Annotated in this window: 12 protein-coding genes; 4 read left to right on the plus strand and 8 right to left on the minus strand. The window is 68.3% G+C overall.

The annotated features are described in order from the left end of the window. Positions 1-142: 142 nt before the first annotated feature. Both WS78_RS26705 and WS78_RS26710 read left to right on the plus strand, forming a co-directional pair. Entirely contained in the window at positions 143-805 is a 663-nt protein-coding gene (locus WS78_RS26705; protein WP_059578771.1) for a response regulator, read from the plus strand. Next, a complete protein-coding gene (locus tag WS78_RS26710) occupies positions 802-2184 on the plus strand; it encodes a sensor histidine kinase (protein WP_038752476.1) in 1383 nt (460 codons plus the stop codon). Before WS78_RS26705 ends, WS78_RS26710 begins: the two co-directional genes overlap by 4 nt. A 1370-nt stretch (positions 2185-3554) precedes the next feature. On the opposite strand, the gene WS78_RS36375 is transcribed toward WS78_RS26710, so the two are convergent. The 4 genes from WS78_RS36375 to WS78_RS26725 form a co-directional block, all read right to left on the minus strand. Further along, on the minus strand, positions 3555-3842 hold the full coding sequence (locus WS78_RS36375; protein WP_226377314.1) for a hypothetical protein: 288 nt from the start codon (positions 3840-3842) through the stop codon (positions 3555-3557). A 112-nt stretch (positions 3843-3954) separates the two neighbouring features. Further along, entirely contained in the window at positions 3955-4665 is a 711-nt protein-coding gene (locus tag WS78_RS26715) for a DUF899 family protein (protein WP_059578774.1), read from the minus strand. 25 nt (positions 4666-4690) lie between these two features. After that, entirely contained in the window at positions 4691-5350 is a 660-nt protein-coding gene (locus tag WS78_RS26720) for a glutathione S-transferase family protein (RefSeq protein WP_059578777.1), read from the minus strand. 167 nt (positions 5351-5517) lie between these two features. Next, complete coding sequence (locus WS78_RS26725; RefSeq protein WP_038752483.1) at positions 5518-5994, minus strand: VOC family protein; 477 nt, start codon at positions 5992-5994, stop codon at positions 5518-5520. Here WS78_RS26725 and WS78_RS36380 point away from each other — a divergent pair. Beyond that, complete coding sequence (locus WS78_RS36380; RefSeq protein ID WP_156437510.1) at positions 5956-6387, plus strand: hypothetical protein; 432 nt, start codon at positions 5956-5958, stop codon at positions 6385-6387. The two genes, WS78_RS26725 and WS78_RS36380, sit on opposite strands and share 39 nt — an antisense overlap. A gap of 25 nt (positions 6388-6412) precedes the next feature. Here WS78_RS36380 and WS78_RS26735 read toward each other — a convergent pair whose 3' ends face one another. The 3 genes from WS78_RS26735 to WS78_RS26745 form a co-directional block, all read right to left on the minus strand. After that, positions 6413-6676 (minus strand): hypothetical protein, encoded by a 264-nt coding sequence (locus WS78_RS26735; RefSeq protein WP_038752486.1) that lies wholly within the window; start codon positions 6674-6676, stop codon positions 6413-6415. Positions 6677-6772: 96 nt separating this feature from the next. Next, the gene (locus WS78_RS26740; protein ID WP_059578784.1) at positions 6773-9046 is read right to left on the minus strand and encodes an amylo-alpha-1,6-glucosidase; all 2274 of its coding nucleotides are present in this window, start codon (positions 9044-9046) and stop codon (positions 6773-6775) included. A gap of 599 nt (positions 9047-9645) precedes the next feature. Beyond that, entirely contained in the window at positions 9646-11235 is a 1590-nt protein-coding gene (locus WS78_RS26745) for a glycoside hydrolase family 10 protein (protein ID WP_394335897.1), read from the minus strand. Between the two features lie 267 nt (positions 11236-11502). On the opposite strand from WS78_RS26745, the gene WS78_RS36385 reads away from it, so the two are divergent. Continuing rightward, positions 11503-11796, plus strand: a complete 294-nt coding sequence (locus WS78_RS36385) for a hypothetical protein (protein ID WP_145986914.1) — start codon at positions 11503-11505, stop codon at positions 11794-11796. A gap of 707 nt (positions 11797-12503) precedes the next feature. On the opposite strand, the gene WS78_RS26750 is transcribed toward WS78_RS36385, so the two are convergent. Continuing rightward, positions 12504-16436: an autotransporter outer membrane beta-barrel domain-containing protein gene (locus tag WS78_RS26750; protein ID WP_059578788.1), complete on the minus strand. Its 3933-nt coding sequence runs from the start codon at positions 16434-16436 to the stop codon at positions 12504-12506. Positions 16437-16660 lie beyond the last annotated feature (224 nt).

Here is a 16660-nt window from a genome sequence, read left to right on the forward strand (position 1 = left end):
CGCGCCCGCCGTCGCCCGCCCCATCGCGTCGCGCTCCGCATTTCCCGACGCTTTAAGCCGCCGCTAAGCATCGAGCGCTTATCATTCCCGCAAGCGGCATGCACGCGCACGCGCGCGCCGCGCTCTGACGGAATCTCGAAACATGCGCGTATTGCTCGTCGAAGACGATCCGCTCATCGGCAGCGGGCTCGAACAAGGACTGAAACAGGAAGGCTTCGCGGTCGACTGGGTGCAGAACGGCGACGCGGCGTCGCTCGCGCTGCGCACGACGCCGTACGGGCTGCTGCTGCTCGACCTCGGCCTGCCGGACAAGGACGGCCTCGCGGTGCTCGCCGCGCTGCGGCGCCGCGACGACGCGCTGCCCGTGATCGTGATCACCGCGCGCGACGCGCTGCCCGACCGGATCGCCGGGCTCGACTGCGGCGCCGACGACTATCTCGTCAAGCCGTTCGCGCTCGAAGAGTTGCTCGCGCGCATCCGCGCGGTGAACCGCCGCCAGACGGGGCGCGCGCAGACGGTGCTCGCGGCGGGCGTGCTGCGGCTCGATCCGGCGCGCCATCAGGTGTGGCGCGGCGACGAGGAAGTCGCGCTGTCGCCGAAGGAATTCGTGCTGCTGCACGAGCTGATGCGCGAGCCGGGCGCGGTGATCTCGCGCGAGCAGTTCGAGGAGCGGCTGTACAGCTGGGGCGAGGAAATCGAGAGCAACGCGGTGCAGGTCCACATCCACAACCTGCGCAAGAAGCTCGGCCACGACACGATCCTCACGGTGCGCGGCGTCGGCTACCGGATCGGAGACGGCGCATGACGGGCGCGCCGCGCGGCTTCGCGCGCCGGCTCACCGCATCGCTGCGCGGCCGGCTGCTGATGTGGCTGCTGCCCGCCGCGTGCGTCGTCGGCGTGCTCGCGAGCACGGGCACCTACTGGGGCGCGCTGCGCGAGCTCGACGATCTGCTCGACGATCAGATGCGCAGCATGTCGAAGCAGATTCAGGTCGACGACAGCGGCAAGCTGTCGATCGAGGGGCGCGACAAGCTCGGCAAGCGCCACCCGGCCGATTACGATTCCGACGACGTGCTGCTGCAAGTATGGCGCGGCGGCCAGCTCCAATTCACGACCGATCCGGCAACGCAGCTGCCGCCGCCCGCTGCGGCCGGCTTCGTGGCGCTCGACGCGGGCGGCCAGCGCTGGCACACGTACGTGCGCGAGAGCGCGGGCACCACGATCCGCGTCGCGCAGCCGCGCCAGGCGCGCTGGGAGGCGATCGCGGGCATCGCCGTGCATCTGCTCTGGCCGGTGCTGTCGCTGCTGCCGCTGCTCGCGGTCGGGCTGTGGCTCGGCATCGGTTACGGGCTGCGGCCGCTCGGCGCGATTGCCGCGGGCCTGAAGCGCCGTCATGCGAATCACCTCGACCAGCTCGACATCACGACCGTGCCGACCGAAGCGCAGCCGCTCGCGTCCGAGATCAACGATCTGCTCGCCCGGCTCGACCGCTCGTTCACGCTGCAGCGGAACTTCATCGCGGACGCCGCGCATGAATTGCGCACGCCGATCATGGGCCTGTCGATCCAGACGCAGCTGCTGCAACGCACGGCGAGCGCCGACGAGCGCGCGCGCATCCTCGCGCAGATCCAGGCCGCCACGACGCGCCTGTCGCATCTCGCCGAGCAGTTGCTCACGCTCGCGCGCCTCGAGCCCGATGCGCAATCGGCGACGTTCGCCGACGTCGATCTCGCCGCGTTGTGCCGCTCGGTCGTCGCCGAGCGCTCGCGCGTCGCGAGCGCGCAGCATGTCGATCTCGGCGCGGTCGGCACGGCGCCCGTGCGCGTGCAAGGCAACGCCGACACGCTGCGCGTGCTGCTCAACAATCTCGTCGACAACGCGATCCGCTATGCGGGCGCGGGCGCGCGCGTCGACGTCGAAGCGCGCGCCGACGCCGGCGGCGCGCCCGCGCTCGAAGTGCGCGACAACGGCCCCGGCATTCCGGTGGCCGATCGTCCGCGCGTGTGGGAGCGCTTCTATCGCGGCGGCGGCGCGCAGCTCGTGTCGGCGTCGGGCAGCGGGCTCGGGCTGTCGATCGTCAAGCGCATCGCCGAGCAGCATCGCGCGGAGGTGTCGCTCGCGAGCGGCGCCGACGGGCGCGGGTTGACGGTGACGGTACGCTTCGGCGCGAAGCCGCGGGCGTGAGCGGCGCGGCACGCGGGCGCGGCGGCCGGCTCGGTTGCGCGTCGACGCCCGGCGGAGGTGGCGTGTTCTTTGCGGTCGGCACGTGCGCTGCTTGGTGGGGCGGCGGATCGGTTTGTCGGTTTGTCGGCAGATCGGCAAACCAGTGAGTGGGTAAACCACTGAATCGGCGAATCACCCAATTCATCACGCGAACCGCACGATCATCGCGCGCCGAACGCCACGTCCTTGTCCACATTTTTTGTTGGCAAGCTTGTGGACATCCTGAGCATCCGGCGATCAAGTCATTGATGCGGCAGCGTTTTCCCAAAGGTGTCACGAATGCGGCACGCTGCGCCTACGCGCGCACGTACGCGGCATGCGGCGTTGCCTGTGCGCAGAGCTGCTCACGTCGGCTTCGCGACATATGAACATCCGTTCACCGAAATCGCCCATAAGAAATGCGCCGTCGTTTTCCACAATTTTTGTTGGCAAGCTTGTGGAGATCCGGGGTGCGCCGCGATCAACTCGTTGATCCATTGGACTTTTGTCGAGCAGCTCAGGCAAGCGGCGGCACGTACGGAATCGCGCTGTCGCCAACGGCCTTTGACGTCTTCGCGCGTGCAACTCGCGCACTGCCTCGCGCCGTCCGGCCATTCGACATGCTCGATGGCCGAGCCGCTTTTCCACAATTTTTGTGGTCAAGCGTGTGGATATCCTGAGCATCCGCCGCCCAAGCAATTGATCCTGCGACATTTTCACGAACAGGGCGACAAAGAAGCAGCGCACGCAAGTTCATCGCATGCGAGCCGCCGGTCGAACCCCCGTTCGCCCATGCCGGCTTGAGCAGCCGGGCCGCCGCATCTCCGGCAGCGCTTCCGCATCGCCTTTTCCACAATTTTTGTGGCCAAGCTTGTGGACATCCTGAGCATCCGATTCTCAAGCCATTGATCCAGCGACACTTTTCTCCGCATGTCAATGAAGCGGCACATGGCGTCGGCATACCCCTTTTCGCGCAGATCGGCGCGGCGTCGCGGCCGGGGTTCGACAATCGCGCCATCGCGTCGGCGAACGCGATCGCATCGCGGCCTTTTCCACATTTTTTGTTGGCAAGCTTGTGGATAGGCTGGGCATCCGACAGTCAACTCATTGATCCGCCGACGTTTTCTCGTACGCACCAAACAAGCGGCACGAGCGCGCCATGTTCGCGCCCGTGCGGACCATCAACATCCGGCATTTCAACGCGCGATATCGAGCGATGCGCTCGGCATTCGGCGAATCTTCGATGCGCGATCTGAAGTCGGGCCTTGTCCACAATTTTTGTTGGCAAGCTTGTGGACATCCTGAGCATCGGGCGCACAACACATTGATCCGACGACACTTTCGCCGAGCAGTCAGAACTGCGGCACGGCGACGGAAATCGGTTCGCCGCATGCGCATGCATGCGCGTCGCGCCGCGCCGACTCGTCACGGCGCAAGCGCCCGCGCGACAAAACAATCCACAATGCATTCTCGACATTAGGGTTTTCCACAGATTTTGTGCGCAAGCTTGTGGATATCTCGGCGAACTCAGCGCCAAACAATTGATATATCGACATTTTTCCGGAATCGTCGTACCGTCGGCACAAACCGTCGCGAAGCGTCGGCGACGCAGCCCGGGAAATGGCAACGAAAGCGCTCACGCGCGCCGGCTCGCGCGAACTTGCGAGCGACCGCTCGCGCACGCGGCGGCCGTCGCGCGCCTTCGCGTCGGCCGCCGCCCTGACCTCGCGCCCGCGATGACGCGCGCGTCGCTCACACCGGATAATCGAGCTTCGGATACCAGTCGACGCCGCGCCCTTCCGGCGTCATGTCGAGGATCGTCCATAGCGGCATCGGATCGGGCGCGCCGCGCGGGTCCTGCCCCGGGTCCACGCTCCAGCCGCCCAGCTCGCCGCTCCAGAAATGGCGGATCGCGCCGTCGCGGCGCGTGAACACGTTGATCGCCGGATCTTCGCCGCCGTCTGCGCCGATCGCGTGATAGTCCTGGCTGTACCGGCCGTCGAGATCGCAATACAGCTTGAGATCGCGCCAGCCGCGCTCGCGCTTGAACGCGACGAGCCGCTCGATCGGCGAGCGCGCGACGACCGCGAGCGCGACGCGCTGCTCGACATCGCGCGCCTCGCCGTTCCATGCGCCGAGGAGCGACGTGCACATCGGGCACGGCCGCTCTCGCTGCGGCCCGAACATGTAGCTGTAGACGACGAGCGTCGCCTTGTCGCCGAACAGGCCGGCGAAGCCGCACGGCCCGCGTTCGCCTTCGAAGCGATAATCGCCCGTCACCTCGCCGCCCGGCGGCAGCGTGCGCCGCAGCGCGGCGACGCGCTCGACGTGCCGGCGCAACTCGATCTCCTCGACGAGCAGCGCGTCGCGCGCGCGACGGTATGCGTCGCTCTCGTTCGGCCAGCGCGTCGTGTTGCGCTTCACGAGCTCGGCGGCGGGCGTCAGCGTGGAACTCACTGTCATGTCAGTCTCCTGTCGATCGAACGATTCAATCCCGGTCGGGCGCGCCGAGCGGGAACAGGTGCCGATACGGACGCGCCTCGTCGAGCGCGCGCGCGAACGACGGCCGCGCGAGCAGCCGCTTGCGATACGCGATCACGCGCTGCAGCGACGCATCGATCGGATGCGTCCAGTCCGCGTAGAACAGCGACGGCGCGGCCGAACAGTCGGCAAGACTGAACGCGCCGCCCGCCGCCCAGTCGCGGCCCTCGAGCGCGCGTTCGAGCCACGCATACGACGTGCCGAGCATCCGGCGCGCATCGGCGACGCCGCGCGGATCGCGCTCGGCCTGCGGCCGCAGCGCGTCGAACACGATCTTCTGCAGCGGCGTCGACACGTAGCAGTCGAAGAAGCGGTCCATCATGCGCACGTCGAGCGCCAAGCCGGCGTCGGCGGGCAACAGCCGCGCGTTCGCCGGGCGCCGCAGGCCCAGGTACTCGACGATGATCGTCGACTCGACGACCGTGCGCTCGCCGTCGACGATCATCGGCATGTGCTTGAGCGGCCACCGCGCGGCGAATTCGGCGTTCGCGTCCGGCGTGTCGCCCGCGAGCAGCCGCCACTCGAACGGCAAGTCGTACTCGTACAGCGCGACCAGCACCTTCTGGCAATACAACGAGAACGGATGCCCATAGAACTTCAAGCTCATTGCGTTCCTCCTCGGTCGAGTGGGCGCGCGACGCGCGCACGCCGCCCGTCGAAAAAAACGCGCGGCAGGGCGCACGCCGCCCGCGCCGCGTCATGCGTTCGCCCGGCCGGCGCACGCGCGTCGCGCGCCTCACGAACCTCACGAACCTCACGCGCCGGCCACCGCGCTCACCGCGCGGGCGGCACGCATTGCTCCATCCCCTCGCGGATCTGCTCGGGAGTCAAGTCGCGCTTGTGCGTCGCGACCGACCAGCGATGGCCGAACGGGTCCTCGATCTGGCCGTAGCGGTCGCCCCAGAACATGTCGGCCGCGGGCATCGTCAGCTTCGCGCCCGCCTCCACCGCGCGCGCGATCACCGCGTCGACGTCCGGCACGTACAGATGAATGAACACGGGCGAGCCTTTCAGCGCTTTCGGCCCGAGCGCGCCGCAGCTCCCCATCTCGTCGACGAGCATCAGCGTCGAATCGCCGATCCTGACGGCTGCATGCATCAGCCGGCCGGCCTCGCGCGACGGCAGCCGCGTGATTTCGACGGCGTCGAACGCCTTCTTGTAGAACTCGATCGCGGCGGCGGCGCCGTCGCAGATCAGATGAGGGGTGAGCGAATGCATCCCCTCGGGGATCGGTTTGACTGCATCAGGCATGATCGCGGCTCCTTGGCTTCGAATGGTTTCATCGATCGAGCGCGCCGCTTGCGCGGAGGCGCTCTATCGCCACGACGAACGAAGCGGGCGGAATTCGACATGCGCCGCAAAAATTTTTCCCGTAAGGTGAACGGCCGGCCGCAGCCGGCGCGCGCCGGCGTCGACGCGGCATCGCACACGATGCCGGAAAGCGCGTCGATCAATCGCATCCGGCCGGTCGGCCGGGCCGCGCATGCTGCGCACGCAGCGGATAACGCGGAAGAAACGGGCAGCCGCTTCGCGCGGCCCGCCGCCGCGGGTTATCAACAATTTCTGTCGACAAATATGTGGATATCCTGCGCACGCGCGCGCCAAGCCCTTGAAAGCACGGCGCTTTCCGCGCCGCGGCAATAAGCGGGCACCGGCCGCGCGCGTCGCGTCAGCGCTTCTCGAGGTTCGCCTTCAGCTCGCTCGCCTTGTCGCGCAGCGCCTCGTAGCCGGAGCGCGCATGCTCCGGCAGGTCGGGATCGCCGACGAGCGCGCCGAGCGTCTCGATCAGGCTGAACAGGATGCCTTTCGCCGCGCCGGCCGCGATGCTCTGCGACTGGATCGACTCGTGCAGGTGATCGACGGCCGCCTCGAACTGCTCGAGCTTCGGCTGATCGTCTTGCCGGCGCGCTTCGTCCGGCTTCTCGTTCGTCATGATGATGCCTCCCGTCTATCGGCTCGTTGCGAATCGTGGATCGATGCCGTCATTGTATGGCGAGCGCCGCGCGCCCGACGCGAGCGAGCGCAATCTTCACAGCACCGTGACGACGCGCACGCCGCTCGGCTCCGCCGCCGCGACCACCTGCCCTTCGACGCGCCGGAACGTGAGCGACACGCCGTCGTCGCCGACGCGCAAATCGTCGACGCGCAACCAGTCGACGCCTTCCGGCAGATCCGGCCGCTCGATGCGCACTTCGCGCCGCGCCGCGTCGACCGAGATGCCGAGGCACGCCTGCAGCATCATGAACGGCGCGCCCGCCGCCCACGCCTGCGGCAGGCACGCGACCGGATACGCGGTCGGCGGCTCGCCGGGCCGGCGCGGAAAACCGCAGAAAAGCTCGGGCAGCCGCATGTCGAAGCTCACCGCGGCCTCGAACAGCGCGCGCAGCAGATCGAGCACCGAGCGCTTGTCGCCGTAGCGCGCGAGGCCGCGCGCGACGAACGCGTTGTCGTGCGGCCAGATCGAGCCGTTGTGGTACGCCATCGGGTTGAAGCGCGGCTGCCCCGCCGCGAGCGTGCGCACGCCCCAGCCGGTTCTGAAGAGCGTCGAGCCGAGCACGCGCGCGACCGATTCGCCGCGGCTCTGCTCGGGCAGGCCGAACGCGAGCAGATGCGCGGCGTTCGACGCGAGCACGCGGCACAGCTCGCCGTGGCCGTCGACCGCGATCCCGTAGAAGCCCGCCTCCGGCATCCAGAACAGCGTCTCGACCTGCTCGCGCAGCGCCTTCGCGCGTTGCGCGTAGCGCACGGTGTCGGCCGCATGGCCGCGCCGGCGCGAGAACGCCGACATCGCGTCGAACGCCGCGCACGCGTACGCCTGCACTTCGACGAGCGCGATCGGCCCGGCCGGAAAACGGCCGTCCGCATGGAACACCGAATCCTGGCTGTCCTTCCAGCCCTGGTTCGCGAGGCCGCGCGCGGACGTGCGCTGATAGTCGAGCAAGCCGCGCGGGTTGCGGTCGCAGACGCTCATCACCCATTGCGCGGCGCGCTCGAGCGCCGGCCACAGCTCGTCGATCAGCGATTCGTCGTCGGTGTGCTCGAGATACGCGCCCGCGAGCACGACGAACAGCGGCGTGGTGTCGACGCCGCCGTAGTAGAGCGCGAACGGCACTTCGCCCGTGGCCGCCATCTCGCTCTTGCGGAACTCGTGCATGATCTTGCCCGGCTCCGCGTCGCGGAACGCCGCCGTCTCGCGCGCCTGATGCTCGGCGAGAAACCGCAGCACGCCGCGCGCGAGCGACGGCTGCAGCCACAGCATCTGCAGCGACGTGATCACCGCGTCGCGGCCGAACGGCGTCGAGAACCACGGGATGCCCGCATACGGATACGGGCCGGATTCGAGCGATGTCGTCAGCAAGCCGAGGTCAGCGAGCGAGCGGTCGAGCCACGCGTTGAAGAGCGGATTGCTCGTGTGCACGCGCGCCATCGTGCGGCGCCGCTCGCGCATCGCGCGGTGCACGGCGGCAAGCGCCTTGCGCAGCGCGCCGCGCCCCGCCGCGATGCACGGCTGCTGCGCGAACGCGTCGCCGCTCGCGTGCGCGGCGCCGACGCGCGCCTCGACCGTCAGATACAGCGACACGCACGCCTGCGCGGCGATCGTCAGCGTGTAGTCGGCGCGATCGACCGAGAGCGTGTCGGGCGTCGGATCGAAGCCGATCCGCACGCCGCGCTCGACCGCGTCGAGCCCGTCGTAGCGCAGCCTGACCGCGCCCGCCTCGACGCACGGCGGCGCGATCACGCCGCGCCGATCGCGCCGCGTTCCGCGCACTTCGAACATGTCCTTGAAGTCCGCGCCGAACGACACCGACAGCGGCACCTCGGCGTCGCTCGTGCCGTAGTTCGTCAGCGTGAGCGCCTCGTACAGCACGTCGTCGGCGAGCACGCGCATCCGCTCGATGTGGATCACGCCCTCGGGCGTCTCGCGGCCGCCGAGCGGCGGCAGCGGACGGTTCGTCAGGTGCGCGGTGAACGACGCGTTGTCCGCGCTCGTCGCGCCCGACAGCAGCGACGGCGCGCGGCCGCCGAACGTGAGCCGCCATTGCGACAGCATACGCATGTCGTCGACGAACAGGCCGTCGTCGCTGCCGCCGATGTCGCCGAGCGCGTCGCTCACGACGAACGCGTCGCCCGCCTTCAGCACGAACTGGCTGCCGCGCACGGCCTTCTGCGTGTCGGACTCGGGCGCGATGAACGCGGGGGCGGACGGCGCCGGCCGCGCCGGTGCCGGTGCGGCGGGCGCGGACGAGGATGAAGACGCGGCCTGCGGCGCGCGCGGGGAAGAGGAATCGGCTTGCCTCGGCATCGGAACTCCTGGGGGGGACGCGGCGCACCCGGCGTGCCGCGTTTTCCGCACAGGATAGGACAGAACGCACCGGACGCGCAGCGTTGTCAGGGTCGGTTCACCCGAATGACGACTCACATGCGCCATCGAAGGGCCAGGCTCGAGGTTCGCGACGAAGCGGCGGCTCGACGCATTCGCGGCGCGCGCGCCCCGGCGACCGGGGCTTGCGTCGGCCGATCCCGCGAAAATTCGATTCACACGGCATGACAAGCGCGAGCAGCCCGAGCGAATGCTGCGCAATCAGACTGTCGAAAAGCGCCTCGTTTTGACGACCGGAGCGCTGTCGAAAAGAGCCTCGCATGCAACTGGCTGCCGGGTTGCGGTTGAATTGCCCCAGTCGCCCCTCAGGCGAGCGGGGCAGCCGGCGTGTTGCCGCGCACGGTCGCGCCTGAGCGACTCATTGCCGCGCTCCCGGCAAAGCACGTTCCCTGATTTTGAAATTCATCCGCGGTGCTGGCCGCCGGATTTCGCACGAATCGGACGACTACCCGACTTGTCAGCCCACGAATGATCCGTGTGCCAGCAACTTGACGGCGCCCTGACGAGCGCTGCCGTCAACGTCAAAGCGCGGGGATCGGTTTCGTGGCGACTGGCGCGCTCTCGTTCCAGACACGGTCCAGCGCCGTGACCGAGTACATGTATTCGTGATCGACGCTTGCCTTCGCGTCGAGATAATCGGTTCCTCTGACGGTTGCGACCAGATGCCGTGCGTCGATGTCCCGACACGCATCGCACCGCGGCCGTTCGTGGCGATAGATCGCATACGACACCGTGTCGGCCGAGCCGGCTTGCCATCTCAACCGCACGCCGTCCGGAGTCCGCTCAACGCGCAGGCCATTCACCGCGAGCGGCGGCGTCGCTTTGAGCCACGGCATGGTCGGCACGAGCGCGGGACGCGAATACCACTTGCGAACGAGTTGCGACATCGAGCCGAGGCGATCCGCGCGGACGTCTTTCGCGGAGAAATAGATATCGCCTTTCACTTCGGGAAGCTTGCAATTGAACGCAAGATGATTGTCGAGCTCGCCGGGATCGGACCATCCGGGAGATTGCTCCGATATGCCGACCTTGTAAGCCGCCTGGCCGATATAGAGATGCGCGCGGGACATCCGGGCCTGCTCCACCCACCACGGCACGACCTTGTCGTAGTCCGCGACCGGAAAGCCTTGCGCCCAATAGACTTGCGGCGCGATGTAATCGACCCAGTTCTCGCGGAGCCAGCGGCGCGTATCGGCGTATAGATCGTCGTACGTTTGCGCGCCGGCCGATGTTTGCGAGCCCTGCGGATCGGTGAGCGCGTTGCGCCACACCGCGAACGGCGAGATGCCGAACTTGACCCACGGTTTCGCCGCCTTGATGCGTTGCGCGAGCGTTTCGACGAACACGTCCACATTATGACGGCGCCAGTCGGCAAGCGTCGCGAACCCTCCGCCGTATTGTCCGTATGTCGCGGCATCGTCGAACGTCTGACCCGCGATCGGATACGGATAAAAGAAGTCGTCGAGATGGACACCGTCAACGTCGTAGCGGTCGACCGCGTCCATGATGGCGCTGACGATGTGCTCGCGGGCGGCGGGCATACCGGGATCGAAATAGAATTGCCCACCGTAACGCACGAGCCAGTCAGGATGCAGACGCGCCGGATGCATCGGCGCAAGCGCGTCGAGACGGGTGTTTCTCGTCGCCCGATAAGGATTGAACCATGCGTGCAGTTCGAGATTGCGCCGATGCGCCTCGGCGACCGCGAACGCGAGCGGGTCGTAGCCGGGATCTACGCCCTGCGTGCCGGTGAGGAATTCAGACCACGGCGCGAAAGGTGACGGCCAGAACGCGTCCGATACCGGCCGCACCTGCAGGATCACCGCGTTGAAATTCAGCCGGACAGCGTCGTCGAGCCACTTTCGCAGTTCGTCTTGCTGTTCGACGAGCGTGAGCCCCTCCCGGGAAGGCCAGTCAATGTTCGCCACCGACGCGATCCAGAACGCGCGAAATTGCCGCTTCGGCGTCACGTCGTCCGACGCACACGCGACGTTCGGTGCCGCCTCGGAGGTCATGTCCGCCCTCCCCCCTGTGCATGCGCCCGCGAGAAACGTCAGTGCGGCGGCAAGGACGACGCGCCACACGTGCGTCGGCGTCATTTCGTTGTTCATCAGACGGCTCCTTCGATTCGTTCGTGAAGACTCCCACGCCCGTGCGCGGCGGAAGAGATTCAGGGGGCACAAGTCGTGACTGGTCAGTGACCCGATTGCCCGCACGATAGTGCACAACCCCAGTGATCGTCGGCCGCGAGATCAGTGATCGATACTTCTCACCAAGATCCGGTTCCTCCGACATTTTCAAGCCGGAATCCGCAGGCGCGCCCCCGGCCGCCAGTCAGAAAAGGGCGATCACATGCTGTCCGGCTCGCTCGACACCGCATGCCTCGCGACAAATCCTTGCATCAACGCAACGGATATGGTCGCGCCCCGGATGAAAAAGATAATCTTTCGCGCTCCTGCTACTCGTTGCAAACCAAGATACCCCTCGGGTTCCGTTTCAAACCCAAATTGCCGAGCCGGGAAGACATGGCTCTTGTCTCCCGGATCGCTTTGCACATTGAAGGAGAAATCAATGCGTGGTTGTTACCCTTGCTGAGCGCAAAGCTTCCGGAGGGGGAAGTGATGGCCCACGGCGAGAATAATGAAAATACAGCATCGAAAACAAACACATGAAGCATAATAGCGGAAACGGTTTTCAAATCCAGTTAAATCATCACAGCCTATAAAAATCAAATTACCCGCTAATTGCAAAACTCGGATTCGCAATCTGAAAATCGAATCCATGCAGCCTTATTCGCTTGCTCGCCCCATGAAACTTCTAGGCTGAATCGACATTCACTGCAGCCATGGCATGACGGAAGCCAACTGAATGGTTGCCAGGAAGTTGACCGGCTTGCGGACGTAGCGTGCCGCAACGCGCCTCCATTGCCTGACGCGCGCAAATCAGCGGGCAAAGCCGCGCTCGATGCGATTGCGTAGCCGGTAGCGGGCTTTGTCGTATGCCCGCGGTCGCCGGCAACTTCGCGGCGGATTCACCGCTTTACTGCACCGCTTTACTGCCCCGGCGTTCGATCAGTTCGGCCCGCTCGCGGCTGTCGTATCCGTTGTCGGCCGATATGCGCCGAGGCTTGAATGTGGAGCGGCGTGGGTCTAACCGTCCCGTTCGCCTGTCTGGACTGGGCAAAAACGAAAGCGGCGCATCGGCACCTGTCCAATGAGCGTGAGAGCGGGCGGGATATTCCCGGTGGACGTTTTCCGGCAAGCGCCGCCCGCGCATTTCGTCGAACGCCCCATCGCCGGGATATCGTCGAAACGCGAACGGCCGGGCAGCGCGGCGCGCTGCCGTTCGCCCTTCCCGCGCGGCGCGCGTCACGCGCGCATCAGAACCGCCACAGCGCGTTGCCGAGCACCGCGTTGTCGCGCACGCCGCTGCCGTACTGCCCGCTGTACGACACGCCGAGCGTCAGGTTCTTCGTGACGCTCGCGTCGATGCCGAGCTCGAGCACCGCGCTGTCGCGCGCGATCGGCACGCCCGCGACCTGGAACGACGAGCCGCCGGCCGCGAACGCGAGCGTCGACGTCGGCCGCGCGCTGCCGAACGCGTGCCGCCAGCCGGCCATCGCGCGCGCGCTCAGCGTGCCCTTCGCGAGCACGCCGAGCTCCGTCGCCGCGCGCACGCCGAGCGTCGAGAACGCGACGTTGCTCGTGTCCGCGTCGCCCTTCAGCGCGGCCGCGCCGCCGCTCTCCTGATAGCCGTCGGTATGCAGGCTCACGTACGCGAGCCCCGCGAACGGCTCGAGCGCGAAGCGTCCCACCGGAATCGCATAGCCCACCTCGCCGAACACTTGGCCCGAATTCGCGTCGTAGCCGGCCGAATCGTGATCGCGGAAGGCGGCGAACGCGGGCGAGCGGTCCGTGTCGATCCGGTACCACGTGTACACCGCGCCCCCGCGCACGCCCCACGCGCCGTACTGTGCGCCGCCGTAGAGCGCGACGTAGTAGCTGTTCAGCGAGGCCGACGAATTCAGGTCGTTGTCGAGCGAGCTGTGCGTGAGGCCCGCCGCGGCGCCCGCGCGCCAGCGGTCGTTCAGCGCGACGTCCGCACCGGCGATGAAGCCCGTCATGCTGCGGTTGAGCGTCGACGCATTGCCGTCGCTCGCGAGCCGGCTGCGGCCGCCGAACGCCTGCCCCCAGACCACCGGCCGATACGGCGTGCCGCCGACGCAGCTTTCGCGCGAGCCGAGCCGCCGCTCGGGCGGCGTCGCGTCCTGGCGCGGCGCGCCGCCGCCCGCGTCGTCGCACAGCGCGGCCCCGCCCGACGACAGCGCCGCGAGCGGCCCCGAGCCCGGCGCGAGCCCCTGGCGCACACGGTCCGTCACCGCGTCGCGCACGTAGCGGCTGTCGGTCAACAACATGCTCTTCATGCTCGCCTGCAGTTCGCCGTCGAGCTGCGAAAACGCGCTGCGCGCGGTCGGCGCATCGGTGACGAGCACGGTGTCGAACAGCGGATTGCCCGCGCCGAGCGTGCCGAGCGCGCCCGCGGCGGCCGTCTGGTTCTGCGTCGCCGCAACCGACGTGAACGGCGTCGCGTTCGGCGCGAGCCGCAGGAACACGTGGTTCGCGTCGTAGGCGAGCGTCGGCGTGACGAACGCGTACGTCGCGTTCACGCCGGCGAACTGGCCTTGCACGCCCGCGCCAGCGCTCAGGATCGTGTAGGTCGTGTTCGCCTGATAGTTCGCCTGGCTCGCGAGCACCTGCACGGTGCCGCCGTTCAGCGTCGCCGAGCCCGTCGCCGCGAGGCTGCCGCTTTGCTGCGGATTCGCGGCGACCTGCAGCGTCGAGCCCGCCTGGAACGTCACGTTGCCCGCCACGTTGAGCACCTGCCCCGGCTGCGGCAGCGACGCGGTGCCGCCGCTCGCGACCACGAGCCCGCCGAGCGTGCCCGTGCCCGTCACCGTCGCGCCGTTGCGCACACTCACCGTCGAATTCGCGAGCGAGCCGTCGACGGCGAGCGTGCCCGCCGCGACCGTCGTCGGCCCGGCGAGCGTGCTCGCGCCCGTCAGCGTCAGCACGCCGCTGCCCGCCTGCGTGAGCGAGCCCGACCCGGAAATCGCGCCACCGTACGTGACGTTGGCCGCTTCGTCGAAGACGAGCGCGCCGTTGTCGGCGACGTTGCCCGCGAGGCTGCCCGTCGTTCCGCCGTTGCCGATCTGCAGCGTGCCGCCGCTCGCGATCGTCGTGCCGCCCGTGAACGTGTTCGCGCCCGTCAGCGTGAGCGGCGCGCCGCCCGACACCGCGAGCGAGCCGCCGCCCGTCAGCGCGCCGCCGAAGCTGCCGCCGCCCGTCACGGCGAGGCTGCCGGCGCCGGTGTCGATCGTGCCGCCCGCCGCGCCGTTCAGCGTCGGCAGCGTCACGTTCGAGCCGCCGAGCGACACGCTGCCGCCGTTCACCGTGAGGCCGCCCGTGCCGAGCGCGCCGCCGTTGCCGACGACGACCGTGCCCGCGTCGACCGTCGTGCCGCCCGCGTACGTGTTCGCGCCGACGAGCGTGAGCGTCGACGAGCCGTTCATCACGAGGCCGCCCGCCCCCGACACGGGGCCCGACAGCGTCAGGCTCCGCGTGCCGCCGATCGTCGCGGTCGAGTTGAGCGCGACCGCGTTCGACAGGTTCACGGCGGCCGTCGCGGCGATCGTCGTCGGCGCGGCGACCGTCACCGCCCCCGTGCCGAGCGCGCCGCTGCCGCCGAGCGCGACCGTGCCGCCCGCGAGCGTCGTGCCGCCCGAATACGTGTTGCTGCCGGTCAGCGCCTGCGTGCCGGTGCCGGCGAGCGTCAGGCCGCCGGTGCCGCCGATCGTCCCGCCGAACGTCGTGCCGCCGCTGCCCGCGAGCGTCAGCCCGTTGCCGCCGAGCGCGACCGTCGTTCCGGCGACACCGGACAGGCCGCCGATCGTCTGGCTGCCCGTCGCGCCGCTAATGTCGAAGCCCACGCCCGCGCCGGCAAGATTCACCGAGCCCGCCGCCGCGAGGCTGCCGCCCGCGCCCAAGGCAAGCGTGCCCGCATTGATCGTCGTGCCGCCCGTGTACGTGTCCGCGCCCGTGAGCGTCAGCGTGCCGCCGCCGTTCTTCGTCAACGCGCCGCCGCCCGAGATCGCGCCCGACAGCGTGAGCCCCGTCGCGCCCTGCACCGTCAGGCCGCCCGCGCCGAGCGTCACGTTGTTGCTCACGCCGAGCCCCGCGGCGCCCGCCTGCAGCGCGCCGCCGTTGCCGGCGATCGTGCCCGTGCCGAGCGACGCGTTGTTGCCGATGATCGCGACGCCGCCCGACAGCGTCGCGTCCTGCGCGCTCGACGCGCCGTTGATCGTCCACGCGCCGCTCGTCACGTCGAGATGATTGAAGTTGATGTAGTTGTTGACGGCGATCGTGCCGCTCGCGGGGCCGCCCGCGGCCTGCTGCAACAAGAGCGTGTTGTTGCCGCCCGCGCCGCCGTCGACGATGCCCGTCGCCGCGAAGCCGAGCGTGAGCGAGCCGACGCCGATGTTCAGCGCCACCCCGGTGCCGCCCGCCGCGCTGACCGTCGAGCCCGTCATCGCGGTGAACGTGTTCGTGCTGTTCGCGCCCATCGACACGCTGCCGTCGATCGTCCCCGAGTTGACGAACGTGTTGCCCTGCCCGGCGGCGCCGTTCGGCTGGAACGCGACGCGGCCGGTGATCGTGCCGCTGTTGTTGAAATTGACCTGGCCGCCGCCGTACGCGGCGACCACGGGCGAATCCGGGCCGAGCAGCGTCGCGCCGACGAGCGGCGTCGAGCCGATCGTCCCGGTGTTCGTGATGTTCGACACGCCGCCCGTGCCGTTCTGGACCGCGAGCGCCATGCCGGTCAGCCCGCTGATCGACACGCCTGTCGTGCCGTTCATCGTGCCGTTGTTCGTGACGTTGGTCGTGCTCGGCGACGCGTTGCCGACGACGGTGCCGCTCGACAGGATGCCGAGCCCCGAGCCGAGCACGGTCGGATCGATCGTGCCGTTGTTGGTCAGCGAAACGCCGCTGCCCGTGAGCGACAGCGCGGTGCCGCCGATGCCGAGCAGCACGCCCAGGCTCGCGCCGCTGTCGACCGTCACGTTGAGATTGTTGCCGCTGTTCGAATAGCTCGGCGCGAGCGGATTGGCCGCCCCCGAGCAGGTGACGGTGGTGCCCGCCGGGGTGCAGGCCGCGTGCGCCTGAACGATGCCGGCGCCGACGAGCGCGACGAACACGCCCATCGACGGCACGAGCTTGGCAAGCTCGTTGTTTTTTCTTGAACGCGTGCAGTTCATGTTGCCCCCTTCCTTGCCATCGAAAATAGACGTCGAAGGAAACTGCCTGGCGCGGCGGGAATTGCGTCGACGATTCGGCGAATCGTCGGGACAAAACAGTCTTCCGGCCGCGCGGCGACGGCCGTCTGTTTCGAAGGAAACGCAGGAATCGGAAAAACCGCGAAAGCGCGAACGCCGATCTGATCGACTAAGCGAACGGCATGACGCCCCCCCTTTATGGCGGC

The organism is Burkholderia savannae, assembly GCF_001524445.2.
In the GTDB taxonomy this organism is placed as follows: domain Bacteria; phylum Pseudomonadota; class Gammaproteobacteria; order Burkholderiales; family Burkholderiaceae; genus Burkholderia; species Burkholderia savannae.